This is a genomic window from Starkeya nomas, assembly GCF_902703545.1.
In the GTDB taxonomy this organism is placed as follows: domain Bacteria; phylum Pseudomonadota; class Alphaproteobacteria; order Rhizobiales; family Xanthobacteraceae; genus Ancylobacter; species Ancylobacter moscoviensis.
The window spans coordinates 2731989-2757399 of the sequence record NZ_CACSAS010000001.1; the positions used below are offsets into that span (position 1 = coordinate 2731989).

General features: G+C 68.6%; 22 protein-coding genes. 17 read left to right on the forward strand and 5 right to left on the reverse strand.

What is annotated here, in order from left to right; translation table 11 throughout:
- Positions 1-24: 24 nt before the first annotated feature.
- From STARVERO_RS13135 to STARVERO_RS13155, 5 genes are all read left to right on the forward strand, one after another.
- The gene (locus STARVERO_RS13135) at positions 25-1413 is read left to right on the forward strand and encodes an LLM class flavin-dependent oxidoreductase (protein ID WP_159599298.1); all 1389 of its coding nucleotides are present in this window, start codon (positions 25-27) and stop codon (positions 1411-1413) included.
- 35 nt (positions 1414-1448) lie between these two features.
- On the forward strand, positions 1449-2786 hold the full coding sequence (locus STARVERO_RS13140) for a sugar ABC transporter substrate-binding protein (RefSeq protein WP_159599300.1): 1338 nt from the start codon (positions 1449-1451) through the stop codon (positions 2784-2786).
- Positions 2787-2861: 75 nt separating this feature from the next.
- Complete coding sequence (locus STARVERO_RS13145) at positions 2862-4202, forward strand: sugar ABC transporter substrate-binding protein (RefSeq protein ID WP_159599302.1); 1341 nt, start codon at positions 2862-2864, stop codon at positions 4200-4202.
- 9 nt (positions 4203-4211) lie between these two features.
- Positions 4212-5594, forward strand: coding sequence for an NtaA/DmoA family FMN-dependent monooxygenase (locus STARVERO_RS13150; RefSeq protein ID WP_159599304.1), 1383 nt, complete (start codon positions 4212-4214; stop codon positions 5592-5594).
- Between the two features lie 38 nt (positions 5595-5632).
- Complete coding sequence (locus STARVERO_RS13155) at positions 5633-7003, forward strand: LLM class flavin-dependent oxidoreductase (RefSeq protein ID WP_159599306.1); 1371 nt, start codon at positions 5633-5635, stop codon at positions 7001-7003.
- A 6-nt stretch (positions 7004-7009) separates the two neighbouring features.
- Here the strand turns inward: STARVERO_RS13155 and STARVERO_RS13160 are convergent, their stop codons facing one another.
- Both STARVERO_RS13160 and STARVERO_RS13165 read right to left on the reverse strand, forming a co-directional pair.
- Entirely contained in the window at positions 7010-7420 is a 411-nt protein-coding gene (locus tag STARVERO_RS13160) for a carboxymuconolactone decarboxylase family protein (RefSeq protein WP_159599308.1), read from the reverse strand.
- Between the two features lie 40 nt (positions 7421-7460).
- A complete protein-coding gene (locus STARVERO_RS13165) occupies positions 7461-8810 on the reverse strand; it encodes an LLM class flavin-dependent oxidoreductase (protein WP_159599310.1) in 1350 nt (449 codons plus the stop codon).
- A gap of 192 nt (positions 8811-9002) precedes the next feature.
- Between STARVERO_RS13165 and STARVERO_RS13170 the strand changes: the two genes are divergently transcribed.
- From STARVERO_RS13170 to STARVERO_RS13205, 8 genes are all read left to right on the forward strand, one after another.
- Positions 9003-10025: a sugar ABC transporter substrate-binding protein gene (locus tag STARVERO_RS13170; protein WP_159599312.1), complete on the forward strand. Its 1023-nt coding sequence runs from the start codon at positions 9003-9005 to the stop codon at positions 10023-10025.
- Positions 10026-10089: 64 nt separating this feature from the next.
- Positions 10090-11619: a sugar ABC transporter ATP-binding protein gene (locus tag STARVERO_RS13175; RefSeq protein ID WP_159599314.1), complete on the forward strand. Its 1530-nt coding sequence runs from the start codon at positions 10090-10092 to the stop codon at positions 11617-11619.
- Positions 11609-12685, forward strand: coding sequence for an ABC transporter permease (locus STARVERO_RS13180; RefSeq protein WP_159599316.1), 1077 nt, complete (start codon positions 11609-11611; stop codon positions 12683-12685). Before STARVERO_RS13175 ends, STARVERO_RS13180 begins: the two co-directional genes overlap by 11 nt.
- Positions 12682-13662: an ABC transporter permease gene (locus STARVERO_RS13185; RefSeq protein ID WP_159599318.1), complete on the forward strand. Its 981-nt coding sequence runs from the start codon at positions 12682-12684 to the stop codon at positions 13660-13662. Before STARVERO_RS13180 ends, STARVERO_RS13185 begins: the two co-directional genes overlap by 4 nt.
- A 12-nt stretch (positions 13663-13674) precedes the next feature.
- Positions 13675-15063: an LLM class flavin-dependent oxidoreductase gene (locus STARVERO_RS13190; protein ID WP_159599320.1), complete on the forward strand. Its 1389-nt coding sequence runs from the start codon at positions 13675-13677 to the stop codon at positions 15061-15063.
- A 25-nt stretch (positions 15064-15088) separates the two neighbouring features.
- On the forward strand, positions 15089-16318 hold the full coding sequence (locus STARVERO_RS13195; RefSeq protein ID WP_159599322.1) for an acyl-CoA dehydrogenase family protein: 1230 nt from the start codon (positions 15089-15091) through the stop codon (positions 16316-16318).
- Between the two features lie 37 nt (positions 16319-16355).
- Positions 16356-17138 carry an HAD-IIB family hydrolase gene (locus STARVERO_RS13200; RefSeq protein ID WP_159599324.1) on the forward strand — a complete coding sequence of 261 codons (783 nt, stop codon included), beginning with the start codon at positions 16356-16358 and terminating at the stop codon, positions 17136-17138.
- Positions 17139-17333: 195 nt separating this feature from the next.
- Complete coding sequence (locus tag STARVERO_RS13205) at positions 17334-18623, forward strand: sugar ABC transporter substrate-binding protein (RefSeq protein ID WP_159599326.1); 1290 nt, start codon at positions 17334-17336, stop codon at positions 18621-18623.
- A gap of 91 nt (positions 18624-18714) precedes the next feature.
- On the opposite strand, the gene STARVERO_RS13210 is transcribed toward STARVERO_RS13205, so the two are convergent.
- From STARVERO_RS13210 to STARVERO_RS13220, 3 genes are all read right to left on the reverse strand, one after another.
- A complete protein-coding gene (locus STARVERO_RS13210; RefSeq protein ID WP_159599328.1) occupies positions 18715-19908 on the reverse strand; it encodes a YeeE/YedE family protein in 1194 nt (397 codons plus the stop codon).
- A 241-nt stretch (positions 19909-20149) separates the two neighbouring features.
- Positions 20150-21121 (reverse strand): sulfurtransferase, encoded by a 972-nt coding sequence (locus STARVERO_RS13215; RefSeq protein WP_159599330.1) that lies wholly within the window; start codon positions 21119-21121, stop codon positions 20150-20152.
- Positions 21122-21259: 138 nt separating this feature from the next.
- A complete protein-coding gene (locus tag STARVERO_RS13220) occupies positions 21260-22063 on the reverse strand; it encodes a MetQ/NlpA family ABC transporter substrate-binding protein (RefSeq protein ID WP_144344500.1) in 804 nt (267 codons plus the stop codon).
- Between the two features lie 428 nt (positions 22064-22491).
- Here STARVERO_RS13220 and STARVERO_RS13225 point away from each other — a divergent pair, with 428 nt between their 5' ends.
- The 4 genes from STARVERO_RS13225 (at position 22492) to STARVERO_RS13240 (ending at position 25368) form a co-directional block, all read left to right on the forward strand.
- Positions 22492-22695 (forward strand): hypothetical protein, encoded by a 204-nt coding sequence (locus STARVERO_RS13225; RefSeq protein ID WP_159599332.1) that lies wholly within the window; start codon positions 22492-22494, stop codon positions 22693-22695.
- A 178-nt stretch (positions 22696-22873) separates the two neighbouring features.
- Positions 22874-23908 carry a methionine ABC transporter ATP-binding protein gene (locus STARVERO_RS13230; protein WP_244616761.1) on the forward strand — a complete coding sequence of 345 codons (1035 nt, stop codon included), beginning with the start codon at positions 22874-22876 and terminating at the stop codon, positions 23906-23908.
- A complete protein-coding gene (locus STARVERO_RS13235) occupies positions 23898-24563 on the forward strand; it encodes a methionine ABC transporter permease (RefSeq protein ID WP_159599336.1) in 666 nt (221 codons plus the stop codon). The genes STARVERO_RS13230 and STARVERO_RS13235 overlap by 11 nt, the downstream gene beginning before the upstream one ends.
- Positions 24564-24588: 25 nt before the next feature.
- The gene (locus tag STARVERO_RS13240; protein WP_159599338.1) at positions 24589-25368 is read left to right on the forward strand and encodes a MetQ/NlpA family ABC transporter substrate-binding protein; all 780 of its coding nucleotides are present in this window, start codon (positions 24589-24591) and stop codon (positions 25366-25368) included.
- The last annotated feature ends 43 nt before the right edge of the window (positions 25369-25411 follow it).

Genomic DNA, 25411 nt, shown 5'->3' on the forward strand with positions numbered 1-25411 from the left:
CAGCATCGCCAGGAGATTTCACGAATGGCCAAAAGGCTCGTCTTCAACGGCTTCTCGATGAACGCCGTGTCCCATGTCTTCCATGGCCTGTGGCGGCGCCCGGACACGCGGCAGACCTCGTTCAACGAGCTGGAAACCTGGGTCGACCTCGTCCGCATCCTCGAAAAGGCGAAGTTCGACGCGCTGTTCGTCGCCGACGTCATCGGCGTCGATCCCGCCTACAAGGGAAGCTGGGACACCTACATCAACGAGGCCGTGCAGATCCCGATCAACGATTCCGGCGCGCTGATCGGCGCCCTGATCGGGGCGACCGAGAATCTGGGGCTGACCCTCACCAGCTCGATCCTGCAGGAGCACCCCTTCAACTTCGCGCGCAAGCTCTCCACGCTCGATCATCTCAGCAAGGGGCGCATCGGCTGGAACATCGTCACCAGCGTCAGCCACAACGCCGCGCAGAATTTCGGCCTCGACCGCATCGTCCCCCATGACGAGCGCTACGCCTGGGCCGACGAATATGTCGAGGTCCTCTACAAGCTCTGGGAAGGCTCCTGGGACGAGGGCGCGGTGATCAACGACGCCGCCGCCAACCGCTACGCCGACCCTTCCAAGATCCATCGCATCCACCATGAGGGCCGGCGCTACAAGGTGCTCGGGCCCCATCTGAGCCAGCCGTCGCGCCAGCGCACGCCGGTGCTCTTCCAGGCGGGAGCGTCGCGCGCCGGCCGGGCCTTCGCCGCCCGCAACGCCGAGGGCACCTTCATCGTCGCGGTCAATCCCGAGGGCGCCCGCCGGCAGATCACCGAGACCCGCGCGCTGGTCGCCGCGGCCGGCCGCGATCCGCACGACCTGCTGTTCATCCAGGGGCTGAACGTCGTCGTCGGCGGCACCGAGGAGGAAGCCCGGCGCAAGGCGCGCGACTATGACGAGGACGTCAGCGTCGACGGCCTGCTCGCCCATATCAGCCGCGACCTCGGCATCGACCTCGGCCGGCTCGACCCGGACCGGCCGGTGGAGGAACTGGAGATCGACGGCGTGCAGGGCGTGATCCGCGCCTTCGAGGAAGGCCACCCGGGCCAGAAGGCGACGGTGCGCGACCTCGGCCAAGCCTACGCCCATGCCTGCCGCATCACCGGCACGCCGGAGACCATCGCCGACCAGCTGGAGGAATGGCAGCGCGCCGGCATCGACGGCGTCAACCTCATCTACAGCACCACGCCCGGCTCCTTCATCGAATTCGCGCAGGAGGTCATTCCCGTCCTGCAGGCGCGCGGCCTCGCCCAGAAGGACTACGGCCCCGGCACCTATCGCGAGCGGCTGTTCGCCGGCAGCGGCGCCCGCCTCAACGCCCGGCACCCGGCCGCCGCCTACCGCAACGCCTTCGCCGAACAGCGCCTGCGCGAGCCGGCCGAATAGGCCCCGCGCCCCTCGATCACCAGAAAGGACCGATCATGCCGACCTTCAACCCCCGCTGGCTCCGCACGCTCGACGAGCGCAAGACGGTCGACGAGCTGATGGGGCGGCTCGACACGCACGGCGTCTCGCGCCGCGATTTCCTGGCGCTGGCCTCGGCGGGCGTCGCCGCCTCCACCTGGGCGGCGAGCATGGGGCTGCCCTCGGTCGCGGTCGCCTCGCCGAACGGCAAGCTGGCCTTCCTCTCGGCCTTCCTCGCCAACGAGTACAACGTCATCCTCAACAAGGCCTTCGAGAAGGCGACGGGCGACCTCGGCTTCAGCTATGTCGGCCTCGACAGCCAGTTCGACAGCCAGCGCCAGCTCAACCAGTTCGAGCAGCAGGTGGCGGCCGGCTCGCAGTCGGTGATCTTCAACCTCGCCGACGGCAGCGCCATCAAGGGCGCCTCGCGCATCGCCGGGGATTCCAAGGTCTATATCGGCAATGTCTGGGACTCGCTGCCCTGGTTCACCCCCTTCGAGGCGAACGACTACTACACGCTCTACGCGGTGCCCGAGGAGTTCGACGCCCACAAGGCCGTGACCTCCGAACTGCTGAAGGCGGTCACGGAGAAGTTCGGCGGCGGCAATATCGTCGGCGTCACCGGCACCAACGGCAACCTGACCGACCGCCAGCGCAGCGCCGGCCGCGACGCCGCCTTCAAGGATTTCCCCAAGACCAAGCTCGTCGACCAACTGCCCGGCAAGTGGAACCGCGAGGACGCGCTGAAGGCGACCGAGGACCTGCTGACGCGCAACCCCAACGTGGTCGGCGTGGTCGCGCAGAACGACGATGTCGGGCAGGGCGTCATCGCCGCGCTGAACGCCGCCGGCCTGCGGCCGGGCGAGGACGTGCTCGTGGTCGCGGCGGACGGCACCAGCCTCGGCGCCAAGTCGATCGCCGCCGGAACCCAGCTCGCGACCAGCGGCAACAGCCCGGCCTATGCGGCGGCGCTGTTCGCCGCGCGCATCTACGACGTGACGCATGGCTGGCAGCCGCGCGCCTCCGAGCGCCTGCTCAACTGGCGCTCGCTCACCATCACCAAGGACAATGTCGGCGCCTATATCGAGCGCTACGTCGACAATGGCGGCGTCGAGCCCTTCGACTACCGCCGCATCTCCAAGGTGCTCCACCCCGACGACTGGGACCCGCAGGCCGAGGTCTTCCCGCTCGACATCGACAAGGCATGGGCCGGCATCCCCAAGCCGGAAGGCTGGACCTATCCGCAGGCCTATCTCGACGCCAAGTCGAAGGGCGAGTGGGAGGTCGTCGCCGAGGAATATCGCGACCACTACAAGATCAAGTTCGACGGCCCGTCCCCGAACAGGAAGTCGTAACCCGCCAAGCAGGCTGCGCTGTCGCCGGGCGCTGCCCTGTCGATGCGTCCCGTACAGGATCCGAGGACACCTACCGTGAACAAGAAGCATGTTTCCCGGCTGTTCCCCGACTTCACCGACAAGAAGGTGGTCGACAGCCATATGGGTCGGCTGGATACGCACGGCGTCAGCCGGCGGGACTTCCTTGCGCTCGCCTCGGCCGGGGCCGCCGCGAGCCTCGGCGCCGCGAGCCTGGGGATGCCGACCGCCGCCGTGGCCTCGCCCGACGGCAAGCTCGCCTTCCTGACCGGCTTCATGTTCAACGAGTGGAACACGACCTTCGATCGCACCGCCAAGACCGCGGCGGCGGAGTTCGGGATCGCCTACACCTCGCTGGACAGCCAGTTCGACGCCCAGCGCCAGCTCAACCAGTTCGAGCAGCAGGTGGCGGGCAATGTCGGCTCGGTGATCTTCAACCTCGCCGACGGCAGCGCCATCAAGGGGCTGGCCAACACGGCGAAGGAGAACAAGATCTACATCGCCAACATCTGGGATTCCCTGCCCTGGTTCACCCCTTTCGACGCCAGCGAATACTACACGATGTTCGCCGTCTCGGAGGAGGTGCGGGCGCATCGGGAGGTGACGGAGAAGCTGCTCGCGGCCGTCACCGAACGCTTCGGCGGCGGCAACATCATCGGTGTCACCGGCAGCAAGGGCAGCCTGCTGGAGCTCCAGCGCAATCGCGGACGCGACCAGGCGTTCGCCAAGTACCCCAAGACGCGCCTCGTCGACGAACTGCCGGGGCTGTGGAACCGGGAGGATGCGCTGAGGGTCACCGAGGACCTGCTGACCCGCAACAAGGACGTCGTCGGCATCGTGACGCAGGACGACGACATCGCGCAGGGCTCCATCGCGGCCCTCAACGCCGCCGGCCTCGTTCCCGGCAAGGACGTCCTCGTCGTCGGCGCCAGCGGCACCGGGCTCGGCTCCAAGGCGATCCAGTCGGGCACCTATCTGGCGACCAGCGGCAACGCGCCCGCCTTCGGGGCGGCGCTGTTCACCGCCCGCCTCTACGACGTGACGCATGGCTGGCAGCCGCGCGCCTCCGAGCGCCTGCTGAACTGGAGCACCGTCACGCTCACCCGCGACAACATAGACGGCTGGATCGCGCGCTACGTGGACAACGGCGATGTGGAGCCGTTCGACTACAAGCGCATGTCCAAGGTTCTGCACCCCGACGACTGGGACCCGCAGGCCGAAGTGTTCCCGATGGATATCGACAACAACTTCCACGGCACGCCCAAGCCGCCGGGCTGGACCTATCCGGCCGCGTATGTCGCGGCGCGCGATCAGGGAGAGCACGAGAAAGTCGCGGCGGAATATGCGGCGCACTACAAGATCAAGTATGACGGCCCGTCGCCGAACAAGAAGGCGTGAGGCCCGGCGATGACGAAACGCCTGATCTTCAACGCCTTTGCCATGAACAGCCCGTCGCACGTCTATCACGGCGTGTGGCGGCATCCGCAGACGCGCCAGACCGAGTTCAACGACTTGTCCACCTGGGTGGAGCTGGTCCGGGTCCTCGAGAAGGGCCGCTTCGACGGGCTGTTCCTCGCCGACGTGATGGGCATCGACGAGATCCATCGCGGCACCTCCGACATCTATGTCGAGCAGGCGATCCATTTCCCGGCCAACGATCCGGCCATCCTGTCCGCCGCTCTGATCGGCGCGACGGAACATCTCGGGCTGATGTTCACCAGCTCGATCCTGCAGAGCCATCCCTTCGAATTCGCGCGGCGCGCCTCCACGCTCGATCATCTGAGCCAGGGCCGGGTCGGCTGGAACATCGTGACCAGCACCAGCCGCGCCGCCGCCCGCAACTTCGACTTCGAGGACCGGGTTCCCCACGACGAGCGCTACCGCTGGGCCGAGGAATATGTCGAGGCGGCCTACAAGCTGTGGGAGGGCTCGTGGGAGGACGACGCGGTGCTCGCCGACAAGGCGCGCGGCGTCTACGCCGATCCGCGCAAGGTCCACCGCATCAACCACCGCAGCGAGCGCTACCGCATCGACGGGCCGCATCTGTGCGTGCCCTCCCCGCAGCGCACGCCGCTGCTCATCCAAGCGGGATCGTCGGTGGCCGGACGCCGCTTCGCCGCGCGCAACGCGGAAGCCACCTTCATCGTCAGCCTGACGCCGGACGGAGCACGGGTGGCGGTCGACGACATCCGCCGGCAGGCCGTCGCCTTCGGCCGCGATCCCTCCGACATCCTGTTCTTCCAGGGTCTGTCCTTCGTGATCGGCAGCACGGAGGAGGAAGCGTGGCGCAAGTCGCGGGAGCTCGACGACTACATCGACACCGACGCGCTCGCCGCCCATGTCGGCCGCGACCTCGACGTCGATTTCGGCCTGCTGGACCCCGACAGGCCGGTGGCCGATTTCAACATCCAGGGCCTGCAGGGCTTCGCGCGCTTCGTCGAGGAGGCGAACCCCGGCAAGGTGGTGCGCCTGCGCGATCTCACCACCGCCATGTCCTATAACGGCCGCATCGTCGGTACGCCCGAGACCATTGCCGACCGGCTGGAGGACTGGCGCGCCGCCGGCATCGACGGCGTGAACGTCGCCTACCAGCGCACGCCCTCCGCCTTCATCGAGTTCGCCGAGCACGTCATGCCGGAACTGCGCCGGCGCGGCCTGGCGCAGGAGGATTACGCCGACGGCACGCTGCGCGAGAAGCTGTTCGCCGGCCGCGGCGCACGGCTCACCGAGCGCCATCCCGCCGCCCGCTTCCGCAAGCTTTCCGCTCCCGTCGCGGAACCCGCGCTGTAGCCGCTCGCGGCGCCCCTACGTCCTCGAAAGGAAGAGCCATGCCCAAGGCCCAGACACCGCGGCAGATGAAGCTGGGGCTGTTCATGATGGCACCCGGCCACCATGTCGCCGCCTGGCGCCAGAAAGACGCGCAGGCCGACCTCGGCGCCAATTTCAGAGCCTATGCGCAGCTTGCGCGGCAGGCCGAGGCGGCGAAGTTCGACATGATCTTTCTCGATGACGTCGTCGCGGTGAAGGACATCAGCGCCGACACCGGCACCCGCGTGGCCCGCGTGGCCTATTTCGAGCCGACGACGCTGCTCTCGGGCCTTGCCGCCGTGACCGAGCGGATCGGCCTCGTCGCCACGGCCTCGACCACCTACAGCGAGCCCTATGCGCTGGCCCGCCGCTTCGCCTCGCTCGACCTGATCAGCGAGGGGCGGGCGGGATGGAACCTCGTCACCTCCAACACCGAGGCGGAGGCGAAGAACTTCGGCAGTGCCGGCCACCCCCGCCACGACCACCGCTACGATCGTGCCGAGGAGTTCATCGACGTCGTTCTCGGCCTGTGGAACAGCTTCGCCGACGACGCCTTCCGGCGCGACAAGGAAAGCGGCATCTATTTCGACCACGAGAAGCTTCGCGTTCTCAACCATCGCGGCCGGCACTTCTCGGTGCGTGGGCCGCTCAATGTCGCGCGCTCGCCGCAGGGCCACACGGTGATCGTGCAGGCGGGCTCCTCGGAGCCCGGCAAGGAGCTCGCCGCGCGCACCGCCGAGGTGGTCTTCACCGCCCAGCAGACGCTGGCCGACGCGCAGGCCTTCTATGCCGACCTCAAGGGCCGGCTGGCCCGATACGGGCGCCGCGAGGACCAGCTCAAGATCATGCCCGGCATCTTCCCGGTGGTCGGCCGCACCCGCGCCGAGGCACAGGCCAAGTTCGACGAGTTGCAGGAGCTGATCCACCCGGCCGTGGGCATCAACCTGCTCTCCGCCATGATCGGCGACTTCGACCTCTCGCAGTATCCGCCGGACGGGCCGGTGCCGGAGCTTCCCGAGACCAATGGCGGCAAGAGCCGGCAGCACCTGCTGTTCGACCTCGCCCGCAAGGAGAACCTCACCATCGGCCAGCTCGCCCGCCGCATCGCCGGCGCGCGCGGCCACTGGCAGGTGGTGGGGACGGCTGGCGACATCGCCGACCTGCTGGAGGAGCGCTTCCTCAACGGCGGCGCCGACGGCTTCAACATCATGCCGCCCACCCTTCCCGGCGGGCTGACGGACTTCGCCACGCTGGTGCTGCCCGAGCTGCGCCGGCGCGGGCTGTTCCGCACCGAGTACGAAGGCACGACGCTGCGCGAGCATCTGGGGCTGGACGTCCCGCGCTGGCAGCGGCAATCGGCCTCCACTTCGGCCTCGACCGCCGCCGAGTAGGCACTGTCATCCGGCGACGAGGAACGCCTCGTCGACCGGCACCTGCAGCGCCGTCACCAGCGCGTTGGTCTGGGCGGCCATGCCGATGATCGCCACGAGATGGGCGTGCTGGTCGTCGGTCATCCCCTTGGCGCGGGCGGCGGCGGTGTGCGAGTGAACGCAGTAGGAGCAGCCATTCGCCGTCGACACGGCGATGTAGATGAGTTCGCGGGTCAGCGGATCGAGCGGCCCCTCCGCCACCATGATCGCCTTCAGGCTTTCCCAGGTGCGCTTCAGCGCCGCCGGGTCATGGGCGAGAGCGCGCCAGAAATTATTGATGAAATCGGATTTCCGGGTCGCGCGGATGTCGTCGAACACCGCCTGCACCGCCGGGTTCACCGCTGCTTCCTCGTCGCTCAGCAGCCGGACCGTCGCCATCGTCTTCGCCTCCATCCATGACCCTGCATCCCTAGCACCTTCAGCCGTGAACGGCCTCCCGCGCAGCGGGGAAGAAGCGGTTCTCCGGGCGCGGCAGCCCGAGATGCTCGCGCAGCGTCGTGCCCTCATATTCACGCCGGAAGATGCCGCGGCGCTGGAGCTCGGGCACCACCTTGTCGACGAAATCGTCGAGACCGGCGGGAAGGAACGGGAAGGTGATGTTGAATCCGTCCGAGCCCTCGGTCTCCAGCCATTCCTCCATCTCGTCGGCGATGGTCTGCGCCGTGCCGACGAAGGCGAGGCCGGAATAGCCCCCGAGCCGCTGGGCGAGCTGGCGCACGGTGAGGTTCTCGCGCCGGGCCATCTCGATCACCCGCTCGCGGGCGCTGCGGCTGGCATTGGTCTCCGGCACCTCGGGCAGCGGCCCGTCCGGGTCGAAGCGGGAGGCGTCGTGGCCGAGGGCGATGGAGAGCGAGGCGATGGCGCTGTCGTAATGGACGAGGCTGTCGAGCCTGGCCCGCTTCGCGCGTGCCTCCTCGACGCTGTCGCCCACGACGACGAAGGCGCCCGGCAGGATCTTGAGGTGCTCACGCGGCCGCCCGAGCCTGTCGAGCCGGCCCTTCACGTCGGCATAGAAGGCGCGGCCGGTCGCGAGATCCGGCGCCGCCGCGAAGATCGCCTCGGCGGTCTCGGCGGCGAGCTGGCGGCCCGGTTCCGACGCCCCCGCCTGCACGATCACCGGCCAGCCCTGCACGGGACGGGCGATGTTGAGCGGCCCGCGCACCGAGAAATAGGGGCCCTTGTGGTCGAGCATGTGCAGCCGCGACGGATCGAAATAGAGGCCGGACGACGCATCACGCGGGAAGGCATCGTCGGCGAAGCTGTCCCACAGGCCGGTGACGACGTCGTAGAACTCGCGCGCGCGGACATAGCGCTCGTCGTGCTCCATATGGTCGTCGAGACCGAAATTCAGCGCTGCGTCGGGGTTCGAGGTGGTGACGATGTTCCAGCCGGCCCGGCCGTTGCTGATGTGGTCCAGCGAGGCGAAGCGACGGGCGAGGTGATAGGGCTCCTCGAAGGTGGTCGAGGCGGTCGCCACCAGCCCAATCCTCGTCGTCACCATCGCCAGCGCCGAGAGCAGGGTGAAGGGCTCGAAGGAGGTCACGGTGTGGCTGCGCTTGAGCGCCTCCACCGGCATGTTCAGCACGGCGAGATGGTCGGCCATGAAGAAGGCGTCGAACCTGCCCTCCTCCAGCTTCTGCGCCAGCCGGACGATATGCCCGAGATTGAAGTTGGCATCCGGCCAGGCGCCCGGATAGCGCCAGGCGCCGGTGTGGAGGCTCACCGGCCGCATGAAGGCGCCGAGATGAAGCTGCTTGCGTGTCGTCATGCCGATGATGATCCCCGTGAGGCTGCGATCGGCGCGGGAGGCGAGCACCACCACCGCGAACTGCTGGCGGCAGATGGGAAGCCGGGCGGCACAATGCCAGTTCGCGGCCGGCAGCTTTTATGTTGATTTAGTCTATGGATTTTATATTTTGATCATAACACCATTCCACACGGCCAGTCAGGTTGAGAATCGATGGAAAGCTCCGCTCCCGCCCGCATCGCGCGCCGCTCGCTTCTCAAGACGGGCGCGGCCCTAGCCGGCGCCCTCACGCTTGGCGGCCCCGCCCTGGCGCAGGCGGCCGCGCCGGCCGCCGCGGATGCTCCCGTGCCCTCGCTCAAGGGCAAGACGATCGCCATCAGCGTCGCCGGCACCGATCATTTCTTCGATCTCAAGGCCTATCAGGCGCAGATCGAGACGGTGAAGGAGCTGGGCGGCACGCCGATCGGGCTCGACGGCGGACGCAACGACAAGGCCATCGTCAGCCAGCTCCAGACGCTGCTGACGCAGAAGCCGGACGCGGTGATCCAGACGCTCGGCACGCTCACGGTGGTCGATCCCTGGCTGAAGAAGCTGCGGCAGGCCGATATCCCGGTCTTCTCGGTCGACCTGCCCTCCACCAACGTCATCAACACGGCGACGTCCGACAATTTCTCGCTCGGCGCCCAGCTCGCCCTGCAGCTCGTCTCGGACATTGGCGGCAAGGGCAACATCGTCGTCTTCAACGGCTTCGCCGGCGTTCCCGTCTGCGAGATCCGCTACAACCAGCTGCGCCATGTGCTGAAGTACTATCCCGAGGTGAAGATCGTGCAGCCGGAGCTGCGCGATGTCATCCCGAATACGGTGCAGGACGCCTACGCGCAGATCACCGCGCTGCTGAGCAAATACCCGGAAAAGGGTTCCATCTCGGCCATCTGGTCGGCCTGGGACATCCCCCAGCTCGGCGCGACGCAGGCGCTGATCGCCGCCGGCCGCACCGAGATCCTGACCTATGGCGTCGACGGCACGCCGGAAGTGCTGGCGCTGGTGAAGGACCCGAAAGCGCCGGCCAGCGCGGTGGCGGCCCAGCAGCCCTCGTTGATCGGGCGCACCGCCGTGCTCAACGTCGCCCGCTATCTGAACGGCGACACCTCCCTGCCGTCGCAGACCTTCCTGCCGGCGATCGTCGCCAACAAGAAGAACGCCGCCGACGTGCAGAAGCAGCTCGGCCAGGTCTGAGGCAGCCGCCTCGCTCCGAGGCGCATGGAGCCGGAGGCGGCAACGCCTTCGGCCACCGGGCAGCATGATGACAATTCTCGCTCCTACCCTCGCCATGCGCGGGCTGGTCAAGACATTCGGCCCCACCCGGGCGCTCGATGGCGCCTCGCTCACCGTCGCGCCGGGAACGGTGCACGGGCTCGTCGGCCAGAACGGCGCCGGCAAGTCGACGCTGATCAAGGTCCTCGCCGGACTGGTCGCGCCCGACGCCGGCGACATCGAGGTCGGCGGCACGCCCCTCGGCCCTCTCACCCCGCGGCGCGCCGAAGAGCTCGGCATCGCCTTCATCCATCAGGACCGGCTGCTGGTGCCCACCGCGACGGTGGGCGAGGCGCTGTTTCTCGGCCAGGAAAGGCTGGGCTCGCGCCACGGGCTGTGGCGCGGCCGGCTGGAGCGTCGCGCCGCCGGGCTGCTGGATCGCTTCTTCGGCATATCACTGCCGAAGGGGGCGCTGATCCAGGACCTGACGACGGCGCAGCAGCAGATCATCCAGATCACCCGCGCCCTGCTCGCCGACCCGAAGATCATCGTCTTCGACGAACCCACCGCCTCGCTTTCCCGGCGTGAGGTGGACCATCTGTTCGACGCCATCGGCCAGCTCAAGGCGCACGGCCTGACCAGCATCTACATCTCGCACTATCTCGCCGAGATCGAGCGCATCTGCGACGCGGTGACGGTGATGCGCAACGGGCGGGACGTCGCCCATGTCGACCCGCGCACGACCGGCACCGCGGAGATCACCCGGCTGATGGTCGACCGCGACGTGAAGGACCTGTTCCCCCGACACAATGCGACGCCCGGGGCGCAGGCGCTGAGCGTCTCCCGCCTTGCCGCGCCGCCGGCCTTCCGCGACGTGTCCTTCACCCTGCACCAGGGCGAGGTTCTGGGCCTGACCGGCCTGCTCGGCTCCGGCACCAAGGAGCTGGTGCGCAGCCTGTTCGGCCTCTCGCCCGCAAGGGCCGGGCGGATCGAGGTCGACGGCCGGCCGGTGCGGCTCGGCAGTCCCGGCGCGGCCGTCCGTCAGGCCATCGCCATGGTGCCGGAGGATCGCCGCGCGCAGGGCGTCGCGCTCGCGCTCGGCGTGCGGGAGAACACGACGCTCGCCAGCCTTCCGGCCTTCAGCCGCTTCGGCTTCATCGACCGCGCCCGCGAGCGTCTTCGCGTCTCGCAGCTGATCGACGAGCTGAAGATCAAGACCTCCGGGCCGGAGGCTGCCGTGCGGACGCTGAGCGGGGGCAACCAGCAGAAGGTGGTGATCGCCAAATGGCTGGCGCGCCAGTCCCGCATCTATGTGCTGGACGAGCCGACAGTCGGCGTCGACGTCGCCGCCAAGGCGGAGATCTACCGGCTGATCGCCCGCCTCGCCGAACAGGGCGCGGCCATCCTGCTGCTCTCCGCTGATCTCGACGAACTGCTCGGCGTCAGCGACCGCATCCTGGTGATGTATCGCGGCGAACCCGTCTCCGAGCACATCCCGTCGGAGACGACGAGCGCACAGCTGCTGGCCGCCTCCGTCTCCGGCACCCGAGCGGAAGGCACCGCCCATGTCGCTTGAATCCTCGTTCGAATCCTCGCTCGCCGCCTCGCAGGCGCTCCATTTGCCCCGCGCGGGCAGGCAGGCCCCTCCGCCGGAAGCGGCTGCGTCGGCCCCGGGGCTGTCGCGCGGCGCGCTCGCCGGCCTGCTGCGCTTCGCCGGCCTGCTGGCCCTGCTCGCCGTGGTCGCCTTCTTCGCGGTGCGCGTTCCCTCGTTCCTGACGCCCGGCAATATCGGGCTCATCCTCTCGCAATCCGCCGTGCTCGGCATTCTCGGCCTCGGACTGACGCTGGTGCTGATCACCGGCGGCTCGGACGTAATCCGCGGCGGCATCGACCTGTCGCTGGCCGGCACGCTCGGGCTCGCCGCCGCGGTCTTCGCAACGCTCAACCAGGCAGGCTACGGGGATGCGGCCTGCGTCGCCGCGACGCTCGCCACCGGCCTCGCGGTCGGCGCGCTGAACGCGCTGTCGGTGACGTGGCTGCGCATCCTGCCCCTGCTGGCGACGCTGGCGGTGATGAACATCTGCGCCGGGCTGGAGCTGGTGCTCACCGAAAACACCACCGTTCCCGCCGCCTCGCCGCTGATCGACGCGCTGAACCTCGCCGGGCCGTTCGACCTGCCGGTCATCGGGCTGGTCCTCGTCGCGGCGTGGCTGGTCCTCGCCGTCACCCTGCGCTTCACGCCGGTCGGGCTGCGGGCCTATGCGGTGGGCGGCCACCCCGAGGCCGCACGGGCGGCGGGCATCGCCCTCAACCGCTATGTCGCCGGCTCGTACATCGTCGCCGGCCTGTTGGGCGGGGTGGCGGGCATCCTCTCCGTCGCCTTCCTCAACGCCGCGACCTCCGGCTCCGCCGACATGCTGCTGCCGGTCATCGCGACCGCCTTCCTCGGCCGGATGTTCTCGCGCCGGCTGGTGCCGAGCGTGACGGGAACGCTGCTGGCGGCGGTGTTCCTCGGCGCCCTCGCCAACGGTTTCCAGCTCCTGCACGTCTCGTCCTACTGGGTGAACGGCATCGAGGGCGCGCTGATCCTCGCCGTCGTCGGCGTCACCTCCGGTCTCGCCCAGCGGGGAGCGCGCCCATGAGCCTCGATATCCTCGACAGCCGGCGCACCGCCGCGCCGGACCTGCTGCGCTTCGGCGTACCGCTGGCGCTCGCGCTCGTGCTGGTGGTGTTCTCCCTGCTGGCGCCGGGCTTCCTCACGCTCTCCAACATCGTCGGCGTGCTGGTGAACAATGTCGCGCTGGCGGCGATCGTCTCCATCGCCATGACGCTGACCGTCGCCTCGGGCGGCACGGACCTTTCCGTCGGCACGGCGGTGGATCTCGGCAGCCTCGCCTTCGTCTCCACCATCATCGCCGGCCAGCCGGTCTGGATCGCCGCCCTCATCGGCGTGCTGGCCGGCGTCGGCACGGGACTGTTCAACGCGCTGCTGATCGCCGGTCTGTCGATCACGCCCTTCCTGGCGACACTGGGCACGCTGTTCATCGGCCACAGCCTGCAGCAGCTCACGACCGATGGCGGCAATCCGGTCTATGTGCCAACCGGAAGTATCCCGCCGGCGCTCGCCTTCATCGGCCACGGCTCGGTCCTCGGCGTACCGCTGGCGCTGTGGCTGGTGGCGGTCCTCGCCATTGGCGCCTGGCTGCTGCTGGCGAAGTCGCGCTTCGGCCGGGAGGTTCTGGCGGTGGGAACCGAGCCGCAGGTGGCGCTCTATTCCGGCCTGCCGGTGCGCTCGGTGCTGGCCTTCATCTACATCGCCAGCGCGGCCATCGCCTCGATCGCCGGCATCCTCATCTCGGCCAACGTCAACGCCTACGTGCCCTATTCGGGCAACGCGTACCTGCTCAACAGCATCGGCGCCGCCTTCATCGGCACCTCGCTCAGCCGCACGCGGCGCGCCAACATCCCCGGCACCCTGCTCGGCGTGCTGCTGCTCGGCTTCGTCTCCAACGGGCTCCTGCTGATCGGCTGGAACTTCTACTGGCAGCAGGTCGGCAGCGGGCTGCTCATCTTCCTCGCCCTGCTGCTCGCCTTCACCGGCCGCCGCGACACGGCCTGAAGGCGCTCCACTGTGTCCAGACCGATCCTCCTCAACGCCTTCGTGATGAACACGCCGAGCCATCTGTCGCCCGGGCTCTGGCGCCATCCCGACGACAGCTCCACCGCCTATACGCGCCTCGACCACTGGATCGGGCTCGCGCAACTGCTGGAGCGGGGCCGCTTCTCCGCCATGTTCCTCGCGGACACGCTCGGCACCTACGAGGCGTTCGGCGGCTCGATGGCACCGGCCTTCCGGCACGGGTTGCACGCTCCGGTCAACGATCCCCTGCTGCTGGTGCCGGCGATGGCCGCCGCCACCCGGCACCTTTCCTTCGGCGTCACCTGCTCGGTGAGCTACGAGCATCCCTTCAGCCTCGCCCGCCGCTTCTCCACCCTCGACCACCTCACCGGCGGGCGGATCGGCTGGAACATCGTCACCTCCGCCCTCGACAGCGCCGCGCGCAATTTCGGCCGCCCCGAGCAGCTTCCGCACGACGCGCGCTACGAGCGCGCCGAGGAGTATCTCGAGGTCTGCTACAAGCTGTGGGAGGGCTCCTGGGCCGACGACGCGGTGCGCCGGGACAAGCATGGCGGCCTCTATGCCGATCCCTCGCGCATCCGCCCCATCGACCACCACGGCGCGCATTTCGACGTCGCCGGCCCACATCTGGCCGAGCCCTCGCCCCAGCGCACGCCCGTGCTCTACCAGGCCGGCGCGTCGCGGCGCGGGCGGGCCTTCGCGGCGCGCCACGCCGAATGCATCTTCGTCGGCGCCCCGTCGAGGGTCGCGCTCAAGAGAACCGTCGACCATCTGCGGGCAGCACTCGCGGAAGCCGGGCGCGATCCCGCCAGCGTGCCCATCGTCGCCGAGCACACCGTCATCACCGCGCCGACCGCGGCCGAAGCCGAGGACAAGCGGGCCGACTACGCACGCTACGCCTCGGAGGAAGGCGCCCTCGCCATGATGTCGGGCTGGATCGGCGTCGATCTCAGCCGCTACCGGCTGGACGATCCGTTCGAGCATGTGGAAAGCAACGCCATCCAGTCGGCGGTGGAGGCCATGAGCGCCGCCGATCCCGGCCGGGTCTGGACCATCCGCGAGATCGCCGCCTGGTGCGGCATAGGCGGGCTGAGCCCCGTCACCACCGGCACGCCCGCAGCGGTCGCCGACGAGCTCGAGGACTGGATCGTCGCGACCGGCATCGACGGCTTCAATCTCTCCTACGCGGTGATGGATGGCGGCTTCCGCGACTTCGTCGAGCTGGTCGTGCCGGAGCTAGAGCGGCGCGGGCGCCATCCGGCACGCTACGCGCCCGGCACCTTCCGCGAAAAGCTCTTCGGCAACGGCCCGCGCCTTCCCGCAACCCATCCCGCGGCCGCCTTCCGCTTCGGCGTCGAGCCGGCCCGGCGGACGGCCTGACCCCGATCACATGAGAGATGACACGATGACAGCGACGCAGATCGAACAGGCCTGGGGCGCCGGACCGAGCCCGCGCTACGAGACCCTGGCGGCGCGGTTCCGCCCGCTCTTCGAGCGCATCCGGGCAAATGCGGTCGAGCGCGAGCGCAGCCGCACGCTGCCCCATGCCGAGATCGGCTGGCTGAAGGAAGCCGGCTTCACCGCCGTGCGCCTGCCGGAGGCCGAAGGCGGCGCGGACGCGAGCCTGCCGGAATTCTTCAACCTGCTGATCGAGCTCTCCGCCGCCGATTCCAACCTCACGCAGGCGCTGCGGGCGCATTTCGGCTTCGTCGAGGAGATCCTCCACACCGACGTGCCGGGGCGGCGCGAGATATGGCTGCCGCGTCTGGCGCGCGGCGAGACCGCCGGCAGCGCCCGCAGCGAAGCGGGAGACGCGGCCCAGGCGGCGTTCGAGACGACGCTGCGCCGTCGCGAGGACCATTGGCGGATCGCCGGCCGCAAGTTCTACACGACCGGTTCGCTCTATGCGGAATGGATCCACGTCGCCACCACCCGCGCCGAGGATGGCGGCTCGGTGACGGCGGTGGTGCGCCGCGACGCGCCCGGCGTGCAGGTGGTGGACGACTGGGACGGCTTCGGCCAGACGCTGACCGCGAGCGGCACCGCGCTCTTCGACGAGGTGGACGTGCAGGATGCCGATCTGGTCGAGGACGCCTCGATCTTTGGCTACACGCTGCCTTTCTACCAACTCGTCCACCTGTCGACGCTGGCCGGCATCGCGCGGGCGGCGGCGCGCGACGTCGCCGAGGCCGTCGCCCGGCGCCAGCGCAGCTACTCCCACGCCGCCGGCCCCCTGCCCCGGCTCGACCCACAGGTGCTGCAGGTGGTCGGACGCGTTCGTGGCGCCGCCTATGCGGCGGGAGCCATCGTCATCAAGGTGGCGGAGGCGGTGGAGCGGGCAGCGAACTCCGGCGACGGGAAGGCCACGCTCGATCCGGCCGCGCTGGCCGTCGCCGAGCTCGAATCCGCCCAGTCCGTCAGCGTGATCACCGACCTCGTCTTCAACGCCACAACCGTGCTGTTCGACGCGCTCGGCGCCTCGGCGACGCTGCGCAGCGCCGGGCTCGACCGGCACTGGCGCAATGCCCGCACCCTCGCCTCGCACAATCCGCGTATCTACAAGGACCGCATCGTCGGCGACTTCGCGGTGAACGGCACGCTCCCGCCCCAGTCGTGGCGGATCGGCCGGGTGTAGCTTCCCGCGTCCAATCATGGGGGAAGGAAAGACGGACATGCGGCCCATCGACAGCGCCGGAGCCGGAGAGTTTGCCGAGGTCGGCTTCGTGCTGACGGACATGGACGAGACGCTCACCTTCCACGGCCGCCTGAGCGCGCGGACCTATGCCGCGCTCGAACGGCTTCAGGCGGCGGGGGTGAAGGTGATCCCGGTGACGGCGGCGCCCGCCGGCTGGTGCGACCAGATGGCGAGGATGTGGCCGGTGGACGGCGTCATCGGCGAGAATGGCGGCTTTTTCTTCCAGCGGGACGAAAATGGCCACGGTCTCGACCGCCATTTCTGGCACCCGCCCGAGGAGCGCCGACGGGTAACGCGGGAACTGGAGCGGATCGCCGCGCGCTTGCAGGCGGCGCTGCCGGCGGCGCGCTTCGCCGAGGACCAGCCTTTCCGGCTGACCAGCATCGCCTTCGCCCAGCCGGACGACCCGCAGCAGCGCGCAGACATCGTCGACCTCCTCCGCCGGGAGGGAGCGGGCGTCACCGTGAACAATCTCTGGGTGCTCGGCTGGCTCGGCGGCTACGACGAGCTGGCTGCGGCCCGCCGGTTTCTGGAAAGCCGCTACGGCCTTTCCATCGAGGCCGACCGCCGGGCGGTGGCCTATGTCGGCGATTCGACGAACGATGCGCCGATGTTCAGCTTTTTCGAGCACAGCTTCGGCGTCAGCACGGTGCGAAACTATCTCGCCGAGATTCCGAAGGCGCCCCGATGGATCACGCGCGGACCGGGCAGGGACGGCTTCGTCGAGGTCGCCGATGCCGTGCTTGCAGCGAAGCGCTGAAATCACGCAGAGCGCCGCCGGTAACGGGCTCCCTCTATTTCGCACGTTCGTCCGATCTCCGGCGCCATCGTTACATTCCGCTTGCTCCCTAAATTATCTATTTATACGATAGACTATATGTATATCTGAGCAAGGTGGAGTGAAATGTCCCGGTCGATAGATCCCACGCGGTTTCCCGATTTCGAAAACAGGAAGGTGGTCGATGAACACCTCGAACGCCTCGGCACCCACGGTGTCTCGCGGCGCGACTTCCTGGCCCTCGCCTCGGCGGGAGCCATCGCCGGCGCCACGGCCGGCATCGCCGGGCTGCCGTCGGTCGCCGTGGCGTCGCCGGACGGCAAGCTGGCCTATCTCGCCTGGACCTCGCGCGTCGAGTACATGATCCAGGCGAGCAAGGTGATCGAGGCCGCCAGCAAGGCGCTGGGCCTCGGCTACACCTTCCTCGACGGGCAATTCGACAGCCAGCGCCAGCTCAACCAGTTCGAGCAGCAGGCGACCATCGGCTCCGGCGGCATCATCCTGCATGCCTCGGACGGCAGCGCGCTCAAGCGCATCGCCCAGCTCTCGCAGGACAATCAGGTGTATTTCGCCAATGTCTGGGCCACGCTGCCGTGGTTCACGCCGTTCGACGCCAGCGACTATTACACGCTCTACGCCGTGCCCGAGGAGTTCTCGGCCCATCGCGGCGTCACCGCCAAGCTGCTGGAAACCGTCACCAGTAATTTCGGCGGCGGCGACATCGTCGCCGTCACCGGCGTGCCGGGCTTCTCCACCGACACGGTGCGCAGCCGCGGACGCGACGACGCCTTCAAGGACTTCCCGAAGACCAGGCTGGTCGGCCAGCTCCCCGGCAATTTCAACCGCGAGGACTCGCTCAAGGTGACCGAGGACCTGCTGGCCCGGCACAAGAACATCGTCGGCGTCGTGGCGCAGAACGACGACGTGGCGCAGGGGGTGATCGCGGCCCTGCGCAGCGCCGGGCTGCAGCCCGGCAAGGATGTGCTCGTGGTCGGCGCCGACGGCACGAGCGAGGGCGCGCGGGCAATCGTCCAGGGCACGCAGCTCGCCACCAGCGCGAACAGCCCGGCCTATTTCGGCGCCTTCTTCACCGCCCGGCTCTACGACGTCACGCATGGATGGAAGCCCCGCGCCGCCGAGCGCCTGCTCTACTGGCGCTCCGTCACCACCACGCGCGACAATGTCGACGTCTACCTGAAGCGCTATGTCGACAATGACGGGGTCGAGCCCTTCGACTACCGCCGGCTCTCCAAGGTTCTGCACCCTACCGACTGGGATCCCCAGGCCGAAATCTTCCCGCTCGACATCGACCAGGAATGGGCCGGCATTCCCAAGCCGGACGGCTGGACCTATCCGAAGGCCTATCTCGACGCGAAGACCAATGGCGAGTGGGAGGCGGTGACGGCGGAGTACCGCGACCACTACAAGATCAACTTCTTCGGCCCCTCGCCCAACGCCAAGTCCTGAGGCAACTCCAGAGACAGGGGTCTGGCGCAGGCCCTGATCTTCATGAAGGCTCCCGGCGGCCGCGCCTGCGCGTGGCTGCCGGCGCGGCATTTCAGCCCGGCGCCAGCCGCCGGCGCAGCGGCAGTCCCGCGAGCAGCCCGACGAAGGCGGCGGCTAGGAAGACCCATCCCGACAGCGCCCCGGCATGGATGCCGGACAGCAGCACCCCGACCGTGCAGCCGAGCGCCGTCATCGCGCCCCATCCCATCAGCAGCCCGCCGGCGAGACCGGCCACGATATCGCGTCCGCGCGGCCGGCGCGGCGTGAACTGTCCCGCGACCAGCGCGGAAGCGAAGCTCGCCCCGACGAGCCCGAGCACGAACAGCCCGTTCTCGGAGAGCAGCGCCTGCTTGATCACCGTCGCGCAGCCGCGGAAGCCGTCCAGCCCGTGCAGCGTCTCCGGCAGGATGCCCCAGCCACTCGCCGCGCTGCGGGCGAGGCTGCCGATCTCCGCCGTCACCCCGAGCGGGCCGACGCGCAGATAGCTCGCCGCCGAGATCGCCCCCACCGCCAGCCCGGCGACCGCCGCCGGCCAGCGCGCGACGAAGACCGCGTGGGCGAGCGCGGCGAGACCCGTGCTCCCGTGCACCGCAATGGACACTGGCGGCCGTGCCCGCCAGAGACTCAGTGCCGCGAGCAGGGCCAGCGCCGCGAGGCTCGCCGCCAGCGTGCCGGCATAGCCGAGATGGTGCGGCAGCCAGACTACGGGCGCCTCGGAGATCACCGTGAGATAGAGCGGGTTCCAGGTGAGAAACCCCGCCGCGAAGCCGGCCACCGTGCCGGCGAGCGCGAAGGGTGCCGTCGGCGAGCCCTCCCCCAGCCGGTAGAGATGCGCCGAGATGCAGGAGCCGGACACCGCCATGCCGAGGCCGAAGGCGAAGGCGGCAACCGCGAGCGCCCCGCTCACCGGGCCGATATGCGCGTCCGGCGGCAGCCGCTCGGGCGCCGGCACCGGAAGCCACGCGCCGATCACCAGCGCATATCCGACGACGCCGACCGCCAGCGCCAACAGCAGCGCCAGCACACCGCGCGGATCACGCTGCTCGATCAGATCGCGGGTGTTGCAGAAAAAGCAGAAGCGCGAGCGCTGGAGCACCACGCCGAACGCCGCGCCGAAGGCCAGCGAGAGGCCCAGCCCGCGCCGGGCGGCATCGCCATCCGACAGATGAAGCACACCGGCGAGGATCGCCAGGGCAATGAGCACGGCCAGACCGAGAGCCGACCGACGCAGAACGGTTGGACGCATGGGAGAATTCCGGACGGGCGTCCACCGGACGTCGTCCCGGCCGACGCGGACGAAAAAGGCGCGGGAACCGGTCCCGCGCCGAAAGGAGATGGAGGGAATACGCACGAACAGGCATATGCACGTCAGGCATATGCACGTCAGGCACTTGGAGATCAGGCACGCCGCGCCCGCGCGCCGCCTGCCCGCTCCGTCGACGCCGCCCGGGTGCGCCGCCCGAGCCCCCGGTTCGGCGGCGTCGCCGTTACTTGCCCTGCCACACCGTGCCGGCAAGATTCACCACCGGCACGCCGACCGAGTTGCCGTACTCGGTCCACGAGCCGTCATAGTTCTTCACCTCGTAGCCGAGGATGCGCGAGAGCGCGTACCAGGTGTGGCTGGAGCGCTCGCCGATGCGGCAATAGACGATGACCGGCTTCGAGCCATCGACGCCCGCGTCGGCATAGAGCTTCCTGAGCTCTTCCTTCGACTTGAACTTGCCGGTCTCGGGATCGACCGCCTTCGACCACGTCACGTTCTTCGCGCCCGGCACGTGGCCGGCGCGGATGGACAGCTCCTTCGAGCCTTCCGGCGCGAAGAGCTTGCCGGAATATTCGTCCGCCGAGCGGATATCGACGATCACCGCGTTCTTCTTGCCGTCGACCGTCTCCAGCACATCGGCGAGGCGGACGCGCAGTTCCGGCTTGGCCGGCGGCAGCGTGAGGTCGGACCTGGCGAAGCTCGGCGCCTTGGTGTCGAGCGGAAGGGCCTGCTTTTCCCAAAGCTTGCGCCCGCCGTCGAGCAGCTTCACCTGATCGCCGAGGCCATACTGGTTGAACACCCAGGCGCCCCAGGCCGCGAACCAGTTGTTGTTGTCGCCGTAGAGGACGATGGTGGTGTCCTTGGTGACGCCGGCCTTTTCCAGCAGTTCCTCGAATTTCGCCGGGCTGACGATGTCGCGCTTCACCGGATCGACGAGATCGGTGTGCCAGCTGATGTTGACGGCGCCGGGAATGTGCCCGCGCTCGTAGACGCCGGGATCGACGCTCACCTCGAAGACCCGCACCTTGGGGTTCTCGAGGTTTTCGGAAAGCCACCCGGCATCGACGAGCGGCCCCTCCTGGGCCGCCGCCGGCGCCGCGAAGGCCACGCCCGCCACCGCCAGACCCGCGATGGTCAGCGCGGCGAACGACCGGCGGCCACGGACGAAGATGCCGCTGATACGGCTCGATGACATGAGAGAATCCCCGCCTTAAAGCCGCCCGCCGGAGCGGGCGGCGTGATGAAAAGGAGGAGAAACTTCACCTTGGGTAATGCATCGTGTCAATAGTCTATATAAAAAATAGACAATAACCCTTGAAGCTCACTCCAGACCTCACCAGGCGGGAAGGATGGCGCCCTTGAAGCGGGTGTCGAGGAAGTCCTTCACCGCGTCGGACTGGTACGCCTTCACCAGCTTGACGATGACCGGCTTGCTCTCCTCGCCGGCGCGCACGGCGACGAAATTGCCGTAGGGATTGTTGGTCCGGCTCTCCTGCACCAGCGCGTCCTTGCGCGGGTCCAGCTTGGCGGCGAGCGCGTAGTTGGTGTTGATCACCGCGCCGTCGAGGTCGGGAAGCTGCTTGGGCAGCAGCGCGGCGTCGAGCTCGTGGAACTTCACCTTCTTCGGGTTCTCGGTGACGTCGAGAACGGTCGGCAGCAGGCCCTTGCCGGGCGCCAGCTTGATGAGGCCGTTGTCCGCCAGCAGATTCAGCGCGCGCCCGCCATTCGACGGATCGTTCGGGATGCCGATCTGGGCGCCCTCGGGCAGGGATTTGAAATCCTTGAACTTCACTGAATAGAAGCCGATCGGCTCGACGATGGTGAAGCCCGCCGGCACGATCTTGTAGCCGCGATTGGCGATCTGCGAATCGAGATAGGGTTTGTGCTGGAAGGCGTTGGCGTCGAGATCGCCGCGCGAGAGCGCCTCGTTGGGCAGCGTGTAGTCGGAGAAGGCGACGATCTCGATGTCGAGGCCATCCTTGGCGGCGACCTTCTTCACCACCTCGGCGAGTTCCTCCTCGTCGCCGCCGATGACGCCGAGCTTGATCTTGTCGGCGGCGTGGGCGGGAAAGAAGGCCGCGGCGGCCAGCACCGCGCCGAGGGCGGCGCCGAGCCAGCGGTTGGACAGGGCGGTCATGGGTTCTACTCCTGAATCACGAAGGCGCACGGCGCCGATTGCCCCAGCAAGGCGGGAGCCGGCGAAATTATCTAGTGACTTTATGGAATACTAGACATGCATATTTGTTATGCGCAATGAGCACAGATTGTGCACGTGCCGGCCGTGCAATAATCTACTATCTTGATTGACTTCTGACGCCGACCTGCTATATGTCGCTGATCCGGAGGCACCCGTGTCGCTGGATCGCGGGATTTGACACCCGGCAGCTTGCACCGCGACACCAACGCTAAAGCGCCACGGAGCGACTTCGTGGTCGGGCAACGAGCTGAGGAGCTGAGCCATGACCATGTGTTGTCGACGTCCCAAACGGGCCTGAGGCCCTTTCTCCGCCCCTTAGCCGAGACTGCCGGATGCCCGCGAGGCCTCCGGTCATTGGGATATCTGCCATGACCTCCGTGACACAGCCGGGCGCCGATGCGTCCTCCACCGCCTATGAACCCACCCTCGACGAAATCCTCGCCGACCCGCTCGTCGGCCTGATCCTGCGCCGCGACGGCCTGACCGCCGGCACGGTGCGGGCCCGGCTCGACCGCGAGCGCCGGCGCATTGCCGCCCGCGCCTCCGCGCCGGGTCTGGCGCGTGCCGCCTGAGGGCCGTATCACACCCGCCATGCTTCAGGACGCTGCCGCCTCCCCGTTTCCACCCGTACTCCGGCGCGATCTCGCGCCGGGTTCCCCGCATCCGATCCCCCACGGAACGACGGCCGGCACGGCCGCCGGATCGGACCGGCGGGCAGAAAGCGGGCGCGAGGGGAGAGGCGCGGCCATCGTGCTCGACCGTGTCTCCAAGACCTTCTCCGCCCGCGGCAACGATCCCGCCGTCGCGGCGCTGAAGGACATCTCACTCGCTATTCCGCGCGGTGAAATCTACGGCGTGATCGGACGCTCGGGCGCCGGCAAGTCGACCCTGATCCGCACCATCAACGGCCTGGAGCGGCCGAGCAGCGGCGACGTCATCGTCGACGGCGTGACGATCAACCGGCTGGACGAGCGCGCGCTGCGCGGCGAGCGGCGCAAGATCGGCATGATCTTCCAGCACTTCAACCTGCTGTCCTCGCGCACCGCCTTCGACAATGTGGCACTGCCGCTGGAGCTGGTCGGCCTCTCTCGCACCGCCATCCGCGAGAAGGTGCTGGGCCTGCTCGATCTCGTCGGGCTCTCCGACAAGAAGGACCGCTACCCGGTCGAGCTCTCCGGCGGCCAGAAACAGCGCGTCGGCATCGCCCGCGCCCTTGCCACCGACCCGAAGGTGCTGCTCTCCGACGAGGCGACGAGCGCGCTCGACCCCGAGACCACCCGCTCCATTCTGAGCCTGCTCGCCCGCGTGAACGCCGAGCTGGGCGTCACCATCGTGCTGATCACCCACGAGATGACGGTGATCAAGGAAATCTGCCACCGCGTCGGCGTCATCGAGGCCGGCAGCATCATCGAGGAAGGGCCGGTCAGCGAAGTCTTCGCCCATCCGCGCACGACCACCGCCCGTTCCTTCATCGGCAGCCTGCCGGGCCGCGAGGTGCCCGCCGCGCTGGCGGGACGGCTCGGCGCCGACCCGGCCACGGCGACGCAGACCGTACTGCGCCTGACACTGACCGGCGACGCCGCCAGCCAGCCGCTCGTCACCCGCATCGCCCGCGAGCTCGGCATCGACATCGCCCTGCTCGGCGGGCAGATCGACAGCATCGGCTCCCACCCCTTCGCCCTGCTCTATGCGGGCGTGCCCACCGGCGCCTGGGCGAACGGCGCGGTCACGGCGGCGCTGGAGGCGGCGGGCGTCGACACGGAGGTGATCGGCCATGTCGCCTGAACTCGCCAACCTCATCCTCGCCTCGACCCTCGACACGCTCTACATGGTCGCGGTCGCGGCGCTGATCGGCACGCTGGTCGGCCTGCCGCTCGGCATCTTCCTGGCGACCAGCGGCAAAGGCGAGCTGTTCGAGGCGGTGGCCGTCAATCGCGTGCTCGGCCTCGTGGTGAACGCGGCGCGCTCGACGCCGTTCATCATCCTCGTCGTCGCCATCATTCCGTTCACCCGCCTCATCGCCGGCACTTCCATCGGCACCACCGCCGCCATCGTGCCGCTGTCCATCGCCGCCGCGCCCTTCATCGCCCGCATCGTCGAGGCGGCGGTGCGCGAGGTCGATCAGGGCCTGGTGGAAGCCTCGCTCGCCATGGGCGCGACGCCGTTGCAGATCGTGCGCAAGGTGCTGATCCCCGAGGCGCTTCCCGGCCTCGTGCTGGGCGTCACGCTGGCCATCGTCAGCCTGCTGTCGAACTCCGCCATGGTCGGCGCGGTCGGCGGCGGCGGCCTCGGTGATCTCGGCATCCGCTACGGCTACCAGCGCTTCATGCCGGAAGTGATGGTCATCGTCGTCATCGTCCTCATCCTGCTCGTGCAGTCGGTGCAGACGCTCGGCGAGACGCTGGCGCGGCGGGTGAACCGGCGCCTGCGACGCAGCTGACCCCTCACCCGGCCGGAGGCCTCCGATGCTCAACCGCTCCTTCCTCGTCGCCCTGTCGCTTGCTGTTCTCGTGGGCACGGCCTCCGCCGAGACCATTCGCGTGGCGGTGACGCCGGGCCCGCACGCGCAGATCCTCGAAGCGGTGAAGCCGGTCGCCGCCGCGAAGGGGCTCGACATCGAGATCCTTGAATTCTCCGACTACGTCGTGCCCAACCAGGCACTGGACGCCGGCGAGATCGAGGCCAATTCGTTCCAGAACCAGCCCTATCTCGACAACCAGAAGGCCGACCGCGGCTACCGGATCGAGCCGGTCGCGCCCACGGTGAACTTCCCGCTCGGCGTCTATTCCCGCAAATGGAAGAGCTGGGACGAGGTACCGGAAGGCGCCAGCATCGCCATCCAGAACGACCCCACCAATGGCGGGCGCTCGCTGCTGCTGCTTCAGGACAAGGGCGTGATCCGACTGAAGGACGACGTCGGCTTCAAGCCGACCGTGATCGACATCGTCGAAAACCCGAAGAAGCTGCGCTTCGTCGAGCTGGAGGCCGCCCAGACGCCACGCGCCCTCGATGACGTGGACGCCGCCGCGATCAACACCAACTATGCCGTTTCCGCCGGCCTCGACCCGGTGAAGGACCCCATCCTCAAGGAGGACGCCAAGGGGCCCTATGTGAACCTCATCGCGGTGCGGGCCGTCGACAAGGACAAGCCGTGGGTGAAGACGCTCGTCGATTCCTACCGCTCGCCGGAGGTGAAGGCGTTCGTGCTGGAGACCTTCAAGGGCTCGGTGCTGCCCTCCTGGTGAACCGCCGGCCCCGGCGGGGCCCTTCCCGCCCGACCGGAGCCGC

Excerpts from the sequence above, each read along its gene's own strand:
- STARVERO_RS13135 (WP_159599298.1), top strand. The coding sequence starts at position 25 with ATGGCCAAAAGGCTCGTCTTCAACGGCTTCTCGATGAACGCCGTGTCC.
- STARVERO_RS13140 (WP_159599300.1), top strand. The coding sequence starts at position 1,449 with ATGCCGACCTTCAACCCCCGCTGGCTCCGCACGCTCGACGAGCGCAAG.
- STARVERO_RS13150 (WP_159599304.1), top strand. The coding sequence starts at position 4,212 with ATGACGAAACGCCTGATCTTCAACGCCTTTGCCATGAACAGCCCGTCG.
- STARVERO_RS13155 (WP_159599306.1), top strand. The coding sequence starts at position 5,633 with ATGCCCAAGGCCCAGACACCGCGGCAGATGAAGCTGGGGCTGTTCATG.
- STARVERO_RS13160 (WP_159599308.1), bottom strand. The coding sequence starts at position 7,420 with ATGGCGACGGTCCGGCTGCTGAGCGACGAGGAAGCAGCGGTGAACCCG.
- STARVERO_RS13165 (WP_159599310.1), bottom strand. The coding sequence starts at position 8,810 with ATGACGACACGCAAGCAGCTTCATCTCGGCGCCTTCATGCGGCCGGTG.
- STARVERO_RS13170 (WP_159599312.1), top strand. The coding sequence starts at position 9,003 with ATGGAAAGCTCCGCTCCCGCCCGCATCGCGCGCCGCTCGCTTCTCAAG.
- STARVERO_RS13175 (WP_159599314.1), top strand. The coding sequence starts at position 10,090 with ATGATGACAATTCTCGCTCCTACCCTCGCCATGCGCGGGCTGGTCAAG.
- STARVERO_RS13180 (WP_159599316.1), top strand. The coding sequence starts at position 11,609 with ATGTCGCTTGAATCCTCGTTCGAATCCTCGCTCGCCGCCTCGCAGGCG.
- STARVERO_RS13185 (WP_159599318.1), top strand. The coding sequence starts at position 12,682 with ATGAGCCTCGATATCCTCGACAGCCGGCGCACCGCCGCGCCGGACCTG.
- STARVERO_RS13195 (WP_159599322.1), top strand. The coding sequence starts at position 15,089 with ATGACAGCGACGCAGATCGAACAGGCCTGGGGCGCCGGACCGAGCCCG.
- STARVERO_RS13200 (WP_159599324.1), top strand. The coding sequence starts at position 16,356 with ATGCGGCCCATCGACAGCGCCGGAGCCGGAGAGTTTGCCGAGGTCGGC.
- STARVERO_RS13210 (WP_159599328.1), bottom strand. The coding sequence starts at position 19,908 with ATGCGTCCAACCGTTCTGCGTCGGTCGGCTCTCGGTCTGGCCGTGCTC.
- STARVERO_RS13215 (WP_159599330.1), bottom strand. The coding sequence starts at position 21,121 with ATGTCATCGAGCCGTATCAGCGGCATCTTCGTCCGTGGCCGCCGGTCG.
- STARVERO_RS13220 (WP_144344500.1), bottom strand. The coding sequence starts at position 22,063 with ATGACCGCCCTGTCCAACCGCTGGCTCGGCGCCGCCCTCGGCGCGGTG.
- STARVERO_RS13225 (WP_159599332.1), top strand. The coding sequence starts at position 22,492 with ATGACCTCCGTGACACAGCCGGGCGCCGATGCGTCCTCCACCGCCTAT.
- STARVERO_RS13235 (WP_159599336.1), top strand. The coding sequence starts at position 23,898 with ATGTCGCCTGAACTCGCCAACCTCATCCTCGCCTCGACCCTCGACACG.
- STARVERO_RS13240 (WP_159599338.1), top strand. The coding sequence starts at position 24,589 with ATGCTCAACCGCTCCTTCCTCGTCGCCCTGTCGCTTGCTGTTCTCGTG.